Source organism: Achromobacter marplatensis, from assembly GCF_002209535.1.
Taxonomy (GTDB): domain Bacteria; phylum Pseudomonadota; class Gammaproteobacteria; order Burkholderiales; family Burkholderiaceae_B; genus Achromobacter; species Achromobacter marplatensis.
Window position 1 is genome coordinate 1 of the sequence record NZ_NJIG01000021.1, and the last position, 12,226, is coordinate 12,226.

Below are 12,226 nucleotides of genomic sequence, written 5' to 3' on the forward strand. Positions count from 1 at the left end.
TGCCTCCTGTTCCGGACAGATACTGCCTGACTACCTTGAGCTTGAAGTTCTCGTCGTACTTCGCCATGTAAAAACCCCCGAAGGTTGGATCTACGTCCAACTTTCGGGGGTCAGTTCACGAGAGCGGGTTTTCGTCAGCGGCGGGAGGGATCAGGCGATCAGGCGATCCAGCGCTTCGCGGTACTTGGCGGCCGTCTTTTCCAGCACGTCCTGCGGCAGGCGCGGGGCGGGCGGGGTTTTGTCCCAGGTCTGGGTTTCGAGCCAGTCGCGCACGAACTGCTTGTCGAACGACGGGGGGCTGATGCCGACGCGGTAGCCGTCAGCCGGCCAGAAGCGCGACGAATCGGGCGTCAGCACTTCGTCCATCAAATGCAGCGTGCCGTTGTCGTCCAAGCCGAATTCGAACTTGGTGTCGGCGATGATGATGCCCTTGGTGGCGGCGAACTTGGCGGCTTCGGCGTACAGCTTGAGCGTGACGTCGCGGATGCGCTCGGCCAGTTCCTGGCCGACTTCCTTGACCACGTGCGCGAAGTCGACGTTTTCGTCGTGCATGCCGAATTCGGCCTTGGCGGCGGGCGTGAAGATGGGCTCGGGCAACTGGCTGGCCTGCTGCAGGCCGGCGGGCAGCTTGATGCCGCAGATGGCGCCGCTGGACTGGTAGTCTTTCCAGCCGGAACCGATCAGGTAGCCGCGGGCAACCGCTTCCACCAGGATCGGCTTCAAGCGCTTGACCACGACGGCGCGGCCGCGCACTTGGTCCACTTCGTCCGGGGCCACCACGTCTTCGGGCTTCACGCCCGTGGAGTGGTTCGGCAGGATGTGGGCCAGCTTCTGCAACCAGAATTCGGTCAGCTCGGTCAGCACCTGTCCCTTGCCGGGAATGGGATCGTCAAGAATCACGTCGAAAGCGGAGATACGATCCGACGCGACGATCAGCAACTTGTCGTCGCCCACCGCGTACATATCGCGCACCTTACCGCGGCCCAGCAGCGGCAAGGACTTGATGCTGGATTGATGCAAAGCAGAAGTCACGGGAATGGCCTATGGCAAAAATGAAGATTCCCGCCTCGGGCAAACGCCAGGGCGGGAAGTAGAACGAAATCGGAACCTGCACGGGGGACGGCGCATGACGCACGAAGCGCCGAGGCCCGAACCCTGCAAAGCGCATAGATTACTGCAAATATGTCTGCCTTGCCGGGCGGCGGGGGCCGGGTTAGGCTTGGATTTCCAACCCACTATTCGCGCCGGCCGCCCCTGGGCGTCACGGCGCAGACCTTACGCCCGGAGACAAAGCCGTATGCAGGATGCTTCCCTCAAACGCCCGTCCGCCGCCGACGCGCAGGTACACCTGACTGGCGGGTGCCAGTGCGGCGCCGTCCGCTACGCCGTCACCGACGAGCCGATCACGGCCGCCACCTGTCATTGCCGGGACTGCCAGTATTCCAGCGGCGGCGCTCCGGCCCATGCCCTGATCTTCCCCGCCGGCTCTGTGACGATGCTGCGCGGCCAGGCCAAGGAACACCGCTACAAGGGCGATTCCGGCCACACCGTCATGCGCAGCTTCTGCGCCGCCTGTGGCACGCCGCTGTTCGGCGGCTCCGAGGGCATGGGGTACGAAGTGGTGCGAGCTGGATCGCTGGACGATCCGGAGGCTTTCCACTCCAAGGCCAGCCTGTGGACGAGCTCAGCGCCGTCCTGGCACCACGTGGACCGCAGCGTGCCGCATTTCCCCAGGAACGCGCCGGGGGGCTGACGCTAGCGCCGAACACGACGCAAAAAAAGGGGCGGGTCCAAATGGACGCGCCCCTTTTCACTGCCAGACCGCCACCCGAAGGCGGCGTACGGCAACTTATTGCACCACTTGCGACAGCTTGCCCGACGCGTATTGCGCGGCGATTTCGGTCAGCGGCAGCGCACGGATCTTGCTGGCGTTGCCAGCCGTGCCGAATTCCGTGTAGCGAGCCACACAGATCGCCTTGGCGGCGGCGCGGGCGGGCTTCAGGTATTCGCGCGGGTCGAACTTTTCGGGGTTCTCGGCAAAGAAGCGGCGGATCGCGCCGGTCATGGCCAGACGAATATCCGTATCGATATTGATCTTGCGCACGCCGTACTTGATGGCTTCCTGGATTTCCTCGACGGGCACGCCGTAGGTTTCCTTCATGTTGCCGCCGAATTCGCGGATTTCGGCCAACAGTTCCTGCGGCACGCTGGAGCTGCCGTGCATCACCAGGTGGGTGTTGGGCAGGCGGGCGTGGATTTCCTTGATGCGGGCGATCGACAGGATGTCGCCGGTGGGCTTGCGCGTGAACTTGTAGGCGCCGTGGCTGGTGCCGATGGCGATCGCCAGGGCGTCCAGCTGCGTGCGACGCACGAAGTCGGCGGCTTGTTCCGGATCGGTCAGCAGTTGATCCATGGTCAGCTTGCCGTCGGCGCCGTGGCCGTCTTCCTTGTCGCCTTCCATGGTTTCCAGGGAACCCAGGCAGCCGAGCTCGCCTTCAACGGTCACGCCCAGCTTGTGGGCGACGTCTACGACCTTCTTGGTGACTTCGACGTTGTAGTCGTAGTCGGCGATGGTCTTGCCGTCTTCCTTCAGCGAACCGTCCATCATCACGCTGGAGAATCCCAGGTCGATGGCGCCTTGGCAGACCTTGGGCGACTGGCCGTGATCCTGGTGCATCACGACGGGGATGTGCGGATAGGATTCCACCGCGGCCTGGATCAGGTGCTTCAGGAAGCCTTCGCCCGCGTATTTGCGCGCGCCGGCCGAGGCCTGCATGATCACCGGGCTGTCGGTCTCCGCAGCGGCTTCCATGATGGCCTGAACCTGTTCCAGGTTGTTGACGTTGAAAGCCGGAATGCCGTAGCCGTGCTCGGCGGCATGGTCGAGCAACTGGCGCATGGAGACTAGGGCCATGAGTGGTCCTCCTAAGTACTGTCTATTAAAAGATGGTTGAAGTCCTGCTGAATAAGGTGATTTTACGGGGGAATCGCTGAAAGGTCTTGCAACCGGCCGTATCCGGTCCATTCAGGCGAAGACGGACGGGGGAGGACCCCGTCCAATTGCTACGGCGTCCGGCCCATTCCGGCACAAGCGGCCTAAGCCAGCCGGCCCCGGAACGGCCGCTCAGGGCCTGCCGGCGTGCGGCACGTCGACCCGCGTCATCAGGATCCGGCCTTCGGGTTTGGCGCGGCGGTTGGCTTCGATGAAGTCGGGCGCCGCCGCCATGAACAGCGTGCGGCCGTCCGGCCCGCCCAGCGCCGCGGCGAAGATGCCGAATTCGCCCGTGTCGATCTGCTCCAGGATCTTGCCGCCGCGCGCGACCCGCACGATCCGCTTGCCGATGGCATCCGCCACCCAGACCGCCCCTTCCGCGTCCAGCGCCCCGCCGTCCGGACCGATGGCCGACGCCGCGATCAGCACCGACAGGTCGTCGCTGTCAGGCAGCGCGCCGAAGTCCGCCCAGTCCCGCCGGGGCCCCAGCGCCCCATTGGCCTGGATGTCGAATTCAGAGATGCGGTTGCCGAAGGTCTCGTTGACGATCAGCGTCTTGCCGTCCGGCGTGATGAAAGAACCGTTGGGAAAGCACAGCCCGTCGGCCACCACCTGCGCGACGCCGTCCGTGTCCACGCGCACCAGGGTCGTCGTGGCGACTGGCGCGCCTGCCATCAGGTCGAAGCCAAAATTGCCCACGTAAGCACGGCCCTGGGCATCCACCACCATGTCGTTGATATGCCCGCCCGTCAGCGCAGACAGGTCGGCATGCACAGCCAGCGTGCCGTCAGGCTCGCGGCGAAGCACTTTGCGGTCTTTCATGGACGAGATCAAAAGGCGCCCGTCGGGCAGCCATCCCAGGCCGGATGGCTGCTGGGGCACGCGGCAGATCTGCTCGACCCGCCCCTGGAGGTCCACGGCAATCACCTGTTCCGTATAGAAGTCCGACGCCCACAGGCGGTCTTCGTGCCACCGCAAGCCTTCCAGGTAGGTGTACCCGGAAGCCAGCACGGACAATTCGCGTTTCGGCATTGCCTTGTCTCCTGTCTATCGCCCCGGTCGGGGCCGGTTCTTTTTTCGATGCGCCGCGATGGCCGACCGGGCCTTGGCGCCGGCCCATTCTGGCATGAGTGATCCGTCCCCGACCTGACAACTAACTGTCAGCTTTGCGGCATTAACATCACGCCCCAAGGGAAAACCCGCACACCCGGGACGTCCCTGGCATATCCGTCACCGGACTGTCGTGCCCCGCCCTATGCCGGCGGGCCCCGCCCCTTACCCGGGCTCCGCGACAGGTCCCTGTTTCCGTTTTGATCATGAATACAAAGAAGCTGACGCGCTACATCGGCATCGCGATGGTGTTGGGCATCGTGGTGGGCTACCTCTGCAACCAGACAGCGCATGACGCGAAAGACGCGGCGCAGATCGCGTCGTACTTCAGCCTCATCACGGATATCTTCCTGCGCATGATCAAGATGATCATCGCCCCGCTGGTGTTCGCCACGCTGGTGTCCGGCCTGGCCAGCATGAGCGACGCCAACGCCGTGGGCCGCATCGGCCTGCGCGCCATGGTCTGGTTCATCGCTGCCTCCGCGATTTCGCTGCTGCTGGGCCTGCTGCTGGTCAATATCTTCCAGCCCGGCGCGCACATGAACCTGGCAATTCCCGATGCGGGCATCACATCGGGACTGAAGACGGGCGACTTCACGCTCAAGGCCTTCATTGCGCACGTGTTCCCCAAGAGCATTGCGGAAGCCATGGCCAACAACGAGATCCTGCAGATCCTGGTGTTCTCGCTGTTCTTCGGCGCCGCGCTGTCCTTCATCCGCAGCAAGGGCCATAACACGATCTACAACATGATCGACGAACTGGCCAAGATCATGTTCCGCGTGACGGATTACGTGATGCGTTTCGCGCCGCTGGGTGTGTTCGCCGCCATGGCCGCCGCCATCACCACCGAAGGCCTGGGCGTGCTGGTCAGCTACGGCAAGCTGATCGGCGAGTTCTACCTGGGCCTGGCGCTGCTGTGGGCCATCCTGTTCGGCGTGGGTTACCTGTTCCTGGGCAAGTCCACGCGCCGCCTGGGCGGCTTGATCAAGGAGCCCACCCTGCTGGCCTTTTCCACTGCCAGCAGCGAATCGGCCTATCCGAAGACCATCGAAGCGCTTGAGCGTTTTGGCGTGTCCAAGCGCATTTCGGGCTTCGTCCTGCCGCTGGGCTACTCGTTCAACCTGGACGGTTCGATGATGTACCAGTCCTTTGCGGTGCTGTTCATCGCGCAGGCCTACAACATCGAAATGAGCTTTGCGCAGCAATTGACGCTGCTGCTGGTGCTGATGGTGACCAGCAAGGGCATGGCCGGCGTGGCGCGCGCCTCGCTTGTTGTCGTGGCCGCCACCCTGCCGATGTTCCATCTGCCGGAAGCCGGCCTGCTGCTGATCATGGGCATCGACCAGTTCTTCGACATGGGCCGCACGGCAACCAACGTGGTCGGCAACAGCCTGGCCACCGCGGTGATCGCCAAGCTGGAAGACGACCGCGGCGACCAGCCTGAAGGCGCGCCGGCAGACGACGCCCGCGCGGCCACGGGCAAGCCCGCCAACCAGGATGCATGACAATAGCCCCCACGCTGCGCACACTACGTGTGCTTGCTGCCCCCCGAGGGGGCGCTTTTATCTTGGGGCGGCCCGGCGATAAAAGGGGCCCCCACACCGCGCACACTGCGTGTATTGGCGGCACGGCGATAAAAAAAGCGGGCCGCGGCCCGCTTTTTTTTAACACCTGATCGCTTGACCTGCCGGCATCGGCGGGAGCAACATAAGACTCCCTTGCCTGACTCCCGGCGCGGCGCCACGGCGCCACGCGCGATACGCATGCCATGACACCCCTTCCCCTGCGCGGCATTCTGGCAGCGATTGCCATGACGGCCATCGTGCCTGCCGCCCATGCCTGGACACGCATTTCGTGCGACCTGTCCGGCACGGCTTCCACTCCCGCCGTGCAGATGCGTCAGTACCGTACCGATGGCACCGAACTCGCACAGACGACGTTCCGGCTGAAAGTCAAAGCGGCCGACATCCCCGATGGCGCACGCGCCGATACGGATTGCACGGAATTCGTGGACCGCGACATCGACGTCACGCTTGAGAACACGGCGCCCGGCCAGATCCGCAAGGGTAAGCCGCTTAAATTGCGCTACCGCTACGACGAATCGCTGGGGCAGAGCCTGGCGACGAAGTTCGAGCTGGTCCACTGACAACCCGCCCCACCCGCCTGCCAGGCGTTCAGGCTTAGTCGTTGACCGAGCAGGACACCGGCGAGCCGTCTTCGAATTCGACGTCGTAGGTGTGGACCGGATCCCACGGCAGCGTGAACCACAGTTCGTAGCCGTCGCCGTCTTCGTCGAAGAGCCACAGCGCACGCAGTACGGCCTTTTCGGCCATGGCTTCCGCGGTTTCTTCCTTCAGCAACTGGTCGTCTTCGATGCCGAGCTTCTTGCAGTGCTCGTAGGAATAGTTGTCCAGCAGGAACTCGGACGCTGCCAGGATGTGGTCGTCCAGATTGTCGATGATGGCCTTGACCACCTTGGACGCACCGCTGTCAGGCTCTTCGCCGTCCGTCTGGATCATGACGTGGATGGGCGGACGGCCGTTGCCGGCGGGCACGTTCTCGGCCGCCCACAGATCGGGTTCTTCGGGGTCTTGGGTGAAATTGAATCGTGCCATCGCGCGCTCCGGAAAATTGGATGGCGAACCGTGAAAAGTACGGCTTCGCCTGAGCAAGCCGCAAGAACGCGGCTCCGCCTTAGGCCGTTACGCCCTTTCGCCATTTAACCAGATGCGGGGCACCCCGTCTGTGACCGGGAGGGATGTTTTTGCGCCTGGACGCGTTCCAGCAGCAAATGCGGCAAAGGCGGCAGCTCCGTCAGGCCGCCACGCGCTGGACGTCGCGCAGGGCCGCCACCGGCTCGCGAGCCGGCAGATAGTGGGTCGAGAATACCAGCCGGCCCGCTGACCAGGTGTGACTGATCAAGGGCATGCCGCCGACCCGCGCCACCGCCACCAGATCCGCCCGCTGCCCCACTGCGATACGGCCGCGGTCGGTCAGCCCGCAAGCGTCCGCGGGATTCGCCGTGACCAGCGCGATGGCCTGCGGCCACGTCAGGTCGGTCTGCGCGGCCACCGCAAACGCCGCGGCGATCAGCGTGGAGGGCTGATAGTCGGAACACAGGCAGCTGGCCACGCCGGCCCGGATGGCGTCGATGGCGCGCATCGATCCGCTCTGGCTCTGGCCCCGCAGCACGTTGGGTGCGCCCAGGATCGTCGGCAGGCCGCAAGACACCGCAGCGCGCGCCGTGTCCAGCGTGATCGGGAATTCGCTCATCCCCACGCCCAGATTGCGCATGGTGGCAATGCGGTGGATGGAGTCGTCGTCGTGGCTGGCCGTCGGAATGCCCAGCGACTGCGCGTGCGACAGCAAGGCCTCCACCCGGCCGACCGCGCCGTCCTTGCCGCGCGTCTTGGCATGGGCGGCCTCTTCCGCCTGCTCGCGGCTCATCGCATGGTTGCCCATCATGTACTGAAGATAGGATTCCAGCGTCTTGAACTGCCCCTGGCCGGGCGAATGATCCATCACCGACAGCAGGTCCACCGCGCCCTCGTCCATCAAGGCGCGCAGCACGTCCACCGAGGTCTCGTCGGTGACTTCGTAGCGGCAGTGCACGCGGTTGTCGACGAGGCTGTGCTGACGAAAGGCACGCACCGTGCGTACCACTTCCGCCGCCGTCTTGTTGTTGCGCACGCCCCATTCCTTGTTGGCGAACGACAGCGCGTGATAAGGCGTGGTGATGCCCGCCGCGGCGTTGCGGCGGTCCACCTGGGCCACCGCGAAGTCCAGCGGGAACAGCACGCGGGAACGCGGCTCGGCTTCCTTTTCAATGGCGTCGCAGTGCAGGTCGATCAGCCCGGGCATCAGCGTCTGGCCTTGCAGGTCGATCTCCCGGTCTGCCTTCGCGCCATCGGGATCGATGGCGACGATGCGGCCGTCGTCGATCAGCACGGCGCTGTTTTCCAGGACGCGGTCGGGCATGACCACGCGGGCATGGGTCAGGTAGGTGCTCAGCATGTCTACTCCAGGTCCGCCGTGGCGGGTTGCGCCGGACGCAAGGCGAGGGTCTGCGTCGCGACGGCATCGCGCACTTCGGCGTCGTGGAAAATACCCAGCAGGCAACGGCCCGCGGCCAGGGCTTCGTGGATCAGCTCGATCACGACGCGGCGATTGTCGGCGTCCAGTGACGCGGTGGGTTCGTCCAGCAACAGGATGGGATGGCGGGCGATGAAGCCGCGCGCGATGTTCACGCGCTGCTGTTCACCCCCCGAAAACGTGGCCGGCGCCAGGCCCCACAGGCGTGGCGGCACATTCAAGCGCTGCAGCAGCGCGCCGGCCTGACTGCGGGCGTCCTCCGTATCCACGCCCGCCATGCGCAGCGGCTCGGCCACCACGTCCAGCGCCGACACGCGCGGGATGACCCGCAGGAACTGGCTGACGTAGCCGATGACGTCGCGGCGCAGCGCCAGGATGCGCTGCTCGGGCGCGCCCACCAGCTCCACCCATTCGCCGTGGGCCCGCACGCGGATGCTGCCCTCGGTGGCCAAATAGTTGCCGTACAGGCAGCGCAACAGGGTGCTTTTCCCGGTGCCCGACGGGCCGGCCAGCACCAGGCAATCGCCGGCGGCCGCGTCGAAATCCACGGCATCCAGCACGGGCAGGCGGATGCCGCCCTGGTTGTGCAGGGTGAACATCTTTCCGAGGCCCCGCACCTCGATCATGGGAGTGGTTTCGCGCATGTTCAGCTCTGCAGAATGGAAGACACCAGCAACTGGGTGTAGGGGTGTTGGGGATCGTCGAGAATCTGGTCGGTCAGCCCGCTTTCCACCACGACGCCGCCGCGCATCACCAGCGTGCGGTGCGCCAGCAGCCGCGCCACGGCCAAATCGTGCGTGACCACGATGGCGGCCAGCCCCAGGTCCGCCACCAGTTGGCGCAACAGATCCAACAGGCGCGCCTGCACGGACACGTCCAGCGACGCGGTGGGCTCGTCCATGAACACCAGGCGCGGATGCGTCACCAGGTTGCGAGCGATCTGCAAGCGCTGCTGCATGCCGCCCGAAAACGACACCGGCGTGTCGTCGAGCCGGCCCGCGTCAATCTCCATTTTCTGCAGCCAGTTCCCCGCCACTTCACGCAGGTCGCCGTAGTGCCGGTCGCCGACCGCCATCAGACGTTCCGCGATGTTCGCGCCAGCACTGACCTGCATGCGCAGGCCGTCGCGGGCGTTCTGACGAACGAAGCCCCAATCGGTGCGCGACAGCAAGCGCAACCGCGCGCCTTGCATCGCGGCCAGATCGATGAAGCCCTGGTCTCGCGTGTCGTACCAGACGCTGCCGGCATCCGGCTGGGTCTGGTACGACACGGCCGACAACAAGGTGCTTTTGCCCGAGCCGGACTCGCCGACCACGCACAGCACTTCGCCGGGATACAGGTCGAAGCTGACGTCGCGGCAGCCATGCACGCCGTCCCACGTGCGCGTCATGTTGCGCACGGAAAGCAAAGGTTGGGGAGTCATGCGGCGGCCTCGTTGTCGCGTTGCTGCGTCTGGCGGTGGTTGCAGTATTCGGTGTCCGAGCAGACGAAGCGGCGCGTACCGGCGTCGTCCAGGATGATTTCGTCCAGGAAGCTGTCGCGCGACCCGCACACGTCGCAGCATTCGCTCCACTTTTCTACCGTGAAAGGATGGTCTTCGAAGTCCAGACTCTTGACCCGGGTGTAGGGCGGCACGGCGTACACGCGCTTTTCCCGGCCCGCGCCGAACAGCATCAGCGCCGGGTTGCCGTCCAGCTTGGGGTTGTCGAACTTGGGAATCGGCGACGGCCGCATCATGTAACGGTCGTTCACGATGACCGGGTAGTCGTAGGTGGTGGCGATGTGGCCATGCTGTGCAATGTCTTCGTACAGCTTGACGTGCATGCCACCGTATTCGGCCAGCGCATGCATCGTGCGGGTCTCGGTTTCGCTCGGTTCCAGCCAGCGCAGCGGTTCCGGGATCGGCACCTGGAACACCATCACCTGCCCTTCGGCAAGCGGCGTTTCGGGGATGCGGTGGCGTGTCTGAACGATGGTGGCGTCCGGCGTGAATTCCGTCGTCGCCACGCCCGTGACCCGCCCGAAGAAACGCCGGATGTTGATGGCGTTCGTGGTGTCGTCCGAGCCCTGATCGATGACCTTCAACACGTCGTCTTTGCCGATGATGGACGCAGTGACCTGGATGCCGCCCGTGCCCCAGCCATAGGGCAGCGGCATTTCGCGACTGCCGAAGGGAACCTGGTAGCCCGGGATCGCCACGGCCTTGAGCAGGGCGCGGCGCAGCATGCGCTTGGTGGACTCGTCCAGATACGCGAAGTTGTAGTGGTCGTCGCGTTCGACCGTTGCGTGTTGTGCGCTCATGAGGAAACCGCCTCGTCCATCAGATCGTTGGTGGCCGGCTGGGGCGCGCCGCGTTCGGCGCGCATGCGGCGCAACAGTTCCAGGTTGGCCTGGAAATCCACGTAATGCGGCAGCTTCAGGTGCTGCACGAAGCCCGAGGCCTCGACGTTGTCGCTGTGATAAAGCACGAACTCGTGGTCGTTGGCAGGAGAATCGGCGCGTTCGCCCAAGTCCTTCGCCTTCAACGCGCGGTCCACCAGCGCCATCGACATGGCCTTGCGTTCGCCATAGCCGAACGTCAGCCCGTAGCCCCGGGTGAACTTCGGCCCTTCTTCGGCATTGCCCGCGAACTGGCTGACCATCTGGCATTCGGTAATCTCGATTTCGCCAACGGTCACGGCAAACCCGAGTTCTTCAATGTGCATCTCGACTTCCAGCGTGCCGTAGCGGATCTCCGCGGCAAACGGGTGGGTGTTGCCATAACCGCGCTGCGTCGAATACCCCATCGACAGCAAGAAGCCTTCGTCGGCGCGCGCCAGGTTCTGCAGGCGGGCGGCGCGCGACGCCGGAAAATCCAGCGGCTGGCGGGTAAGGTCGAAGGGCTCGGGATCGCCTTCCGGCACGGCTTCGGCGTCGATCAGGTCGTCATGCGCCAACAGGTCGGTGACCCGCGGCATGTCGCTGTCCAGCGCCTGGTCTCCCGGCGGCAGCGCATCGGCTTCGCGCTGCGCCTCCAGCGAGAAATCCAGCAGGCGCTGTGTGTAGTCGTAGGTCGGGCCCAGGATCTGGCCGCCGGGCACGTCCTTGAACGTGGAGGAAATCCGACGCTGCAGGCGCATCGCGCCCGTGTCGATTGGCTGCGTATAGCCGTAGCGCGATAGCGTCGTGCGATAGGCGCGCAGCAGGAACACCGCTTCGATCACATCGCCGGCGGCCTGCTTGAGCGCCAGCGAGGCCAGTTGCGGATCGTAGAGCGACCCTTCGGCCATGACGCGCGACACCGCCAGCGGCATCTGTTCGCGGATCTGGTCCAGGCTCAGCTCGGGGATCTCGCGATCGCCCCGCCGGTAGTCGTCCAGCATGCGGTAGGAATTCAGGATGGCGCGTTCGCCCCCTTTCACGGCGACATACATGTCAGTTCTCCACGCGCGTCGTGCGCGGCAATCCACACATCCGCCGTCCCTGCGTCAGGAACACATCGACGCCCAGCGGAAACCGTTGATGATTCAGGCGCCATTCGCGCCAGAAGCCGTCGGGAAGGCCATCGACCGACAGAGCCTGCCGCGTCTGGATGCCCGGACCAGACAGGGTGACAGCCTCGCCCTCGGACAGGGACGCGACGTCCATCAGCAGCGTGGTGGACAAATCGGGATAGGCGGGGTCTCCCTGGTGGCAGGCGGACAAGGCCGGAGCGTCGCAGCCGGCCGGCACTGCCGCAAAACGCGCCAACGCGGGCGAAGGCACGATGGGGCAGGCGCAATGAAAGCGCAGGAACGCCAGTACGTCGGCGCCCACGGTGCGCGGCAACCACAGCGGGGTATCCACGTCCACCAGCGTCAGCAGCAGCGCCGTCATCGCGGGCGACAGGCCCGCCGGCACGCCGGTGTCGGCGACGATCTGGTGGACACGCCCGGGATGCGCCAGGGCCTGCAAGGCCGTGCGGAAGGTGGTTTGCGCGTCGTTGACCGGATCGGCAAACCCGGGCAGCAGGCCGCGGCTGGCGGCCGGGGCATTCAGTATCTGTTGTTGCAT

Annotated in this window: 13 protein-coding genes; 3 read left to right on the top strand and 10 right to left on the bottom strand. The window is 65.1% G+C overall.

What is annotated here, in order from left to right; translation table 11 throughout:
• Window positions 1-150: 150 nt before the first annotated feature.
• Complete coding sequence (locus CEY09_RS28000) at window positions 151-1,032, bottom strand: phosphoribosylaminoimidazolesuccinocarboxamide synthase (RefSeq protein ID WP_088591103.1); 882 nt, start codon at window positions 1,030-1,032, stop codon at window positions 151-153.
• A gap of 265 nt (window positions 1,033-1,297) precedes the next feature.
• Between CEY09_RS28000 and CEY09_RS28005 the strand changes: the two genes are divergently transcribed.
• Entirely contained in the window at window positions 1,298-1,753 is a 456-nt protein-coding gene (locus CEY09_RS28005; RefSeq protein WP_088591104.1) for a GFA family protein, read from the top strand.
• 96 nt (window positions 1,754-1,849) lie between these two features.
• On the opposite strand, the gene fba is transcribed toward CEY09_RS28005, so the two are convergent.
• Both fba and CEY09_RS28015 read right to left on the bottom strand, forming a co-directional pair.
• Window positions 1,850-2,914, bottom strand: coding sequence for a class II fructose-bisphosphate aldolase (gene fba, locus CEY09_RS28010; RefSeq protein ID WP_006222792.1), 1,065 nt, complete (start codon window positions 2,912-2,914; stop codon window positions 1,850-1,852).
• Between the two features lie 210 nt (window positions 2,915-3,124).
• Window positions 3,125-4,024, bottom strand: coding sequence for an SMP-30/gluconolactonase/LRE family protein (locus tag CEY09_RS28015; protein ID WP_088591105.1), 900 nt, complete (start codon window positions 4,022-4,024; stop codon window positions 3,125-3,127).
• 284 nt (window positions 4,025-4,308) lie between these two features.
• On the opposite strand from CEY09_RS28015, the gene CEY09_RS28020 reads away from it, so the two are divergent.
• The gene (locus CEY09_RS28020; protein ID WP_208625079.1) at window positions 4,309-5,607 is read left to right on the top strand and encodes a dicarboxylate/amino acid:cation symporter; all 1,299 of its coding nucleotides are present in this window, start codon (window positions 4,309-4,311) and stop codon (window positions 5,605-5,607) included.
• A gap of 263 nt (window positions 5,608-5,870) precedes the next feature.
• Complete coding sequence (locus tag CEY09_RS28025) at window positions 5,871-6,248, top strand: hypothetical protein (protein WP_088591107.1); 378 nt, start codon at window positions 5,871-5,873, stop codon at window positions 6,246-6,248.
• A 34-nt stretch (window positions 6,249-6,282) separates the two neighbouring features.
• Here CEY09_RS28025 and CEY09_RS28030 read toward each other — a convergent pair whose 3' ends face one another.
• From CEY09_RS28030 to phnH, 7 genes are all read right to left on the bottom strand, one after another.
• On the bottom strand, window positions 6,283-6,717 hold the full coding sequence (locus CEY09_RS28030) for a hypothetical protein (protein ID WP_088591108.1): 435 nt from the start codon (window positions 6,715-6,717) through the stop codon (window positions 6,283-6,285).
• Between the two features lie 199 nt (window positions 6,718-6,916).
• Window positions 6,917-8,116 carry an alpha-D-ribose 1-methylphosphonate 5-triphosphate diphosphatase gene (locus CEY09_RS28035; protein WP_088591109.1) on the bottom strand — a complete coding sequence of 400 codons (1,200 nt, stop codon included), beginning with the start codon at window positions 8,114-8,116 and terminating at the stop codon, window positions 6,917-6,919.
• A 2-nt stretch (window positions 8,117-8,118) separates the two neighbouring features.
• Window positions 8,119-8,838 (bottom strand): phosphonate C-P lyase system protein PhnL, encoded by a 720-nt coding sequence (gene phnL, locus CEY09_RS28040; protein WP_006222786.1) that lies wholly within the window; start codon window positions 8,836-8,838, stop codon window positions 8,119-8,121.
• A 2-nt stretch (window positions 8,839-8,840) separates the two neighbouring features.
• Window positions 8,841-9,617 (bottom strand): phosphonate C-P lyase system protein PhnK, encoded by a 777-nt coding sequence (phnK, locus tag CEY09_RS28045; RefSeq protein WP_088591110.1) that lies wholly within the window; start codon window positions 9,615-9,617, stop codon window positions 8,841-8,843.
• Window positions 9,614-10,495, bottom strand: coding sequence for an alpha-D-ribose 1-methylphosphonate 5-phosphate C-P-lyase PhnJ (locus tag CEY09_RS28050; RefSeq protein ID WP_088591111.1), 882 nt, complete (start codon window positions 10,493-10,495; stop codon window positions 9,614-9,616). The genes phnK and CEY09_RS28050 overlap by 4 nt, the downstream gene beginning before the upstream one ends.
• The gene (locus tag CEY09_RS28055) at window positions 10,492-11,607 is read right to left on the bottom strand and encodes a carbon-phosphorus lyase complex subunit (protein WP_006222783.1); all 1,116 of its coding nucleotides are present in this window, start codon (window positions 11,605-11,607) and stop codon (window positions 10,492-10,494) included. Before CEY09_RS28055 ends, CEY09_RS28050 begins: the two co-directional genes overlap by 4 nt.
• Before the next feature lies 1 nt (window position 11,608).
• Entirely contained in the window at window positions 11,609-12,226 is a 618-nt protein-coding gene (gene phnH / locus CEY09_RS28060; RefSeq protein WP_088591112.1) for a phosphonate C-P lyase system protein PhnH, read from the bottom strand.

Bases quoted from the DNA above. Each gene is read 5' to 3' on its own strand.
- CEY09_RS28025 (WP_088591107.1), top strand. From the start codon at position 5,871: ATGACACCCCTTCCCCTGCGCGGCATTCTGGCAGCGATTGCCATGACG.
- phnH (WP_088591112.1), bottom strand. From the start codon at position 12,226: ATGCAACAACAGATACTGAATGCCCCGGCCGCCAGCCGCGGCCTGCTG.
- CEY09_RS28015 (WP_088591105.1), bottom strand. From the start codon at position 4,024: ATGCCGAAACGCGAATTGTCCGTGCTGGCTTCCGGGTACACCTACCTG.
- CEY09_RS28035 (WP_088591109.1), bottom strand. From the start codon at position 8,116: ATGCTGAGCACCTACCTGACCCATGCCCGCGTGGTCATGCCCGACCGC.
- fba (WP_006222792.1), bottom strand. From the start codon at position 2,914: ATGGCCCTAGTCTCCATGCGCCAGTTGCTCGACCATGCCGCCGAGCAC.
- phnK (WP_088591110.1), bottom strand. From the start codon at position 9,617: ATGACTCCCCAACCTTTGCTTTCCGTGCGCAACATGACGCGCACGTGG.
- phnL (WP_006222786.1), bottom strand. From the start codon at position 8,838: ATGCGCGAAACCACTCCCATGATCGAGGTGCGGGGCCTCGGAAAGATG.
- CEY09_RS28005 (WP_088591104.1), top strand. From the start codon at position 1,298: ATGCAGGATGCTTCCCTCAAACGCCCGTCCGCCGCCGACGCGCAGGTA.
- CEY09_RS28020 (WP_208625079.1), top strand. From the start codon at position 4,309: ATGAATACAAAGAAGCTGACGCGCTACATCGGCATCGCGATGGTGTTG.
- CEY09_RS28030 (WP_088591108.1), bottom strand. From the start codon at position 6,717: ATGGCACGATTCAATTTCACCCAAGACCCCGAAGAACCCGATCTGTGG.
- CEY09_RS28050 (WP_088591111.1), bottom strand. From the start codon at position 10,495: ATGAGCGCACAACACGCAACGGTCGAACGCGACGACCACTACAACTTC.
- CEY09_RS28055 (WP_006222783.1), bottom strand. From the start codon at position 11,607: ATGTATGTCGCCGTGAAAGGGGGCGAACGCGCCATCCTGAATTCCTAC.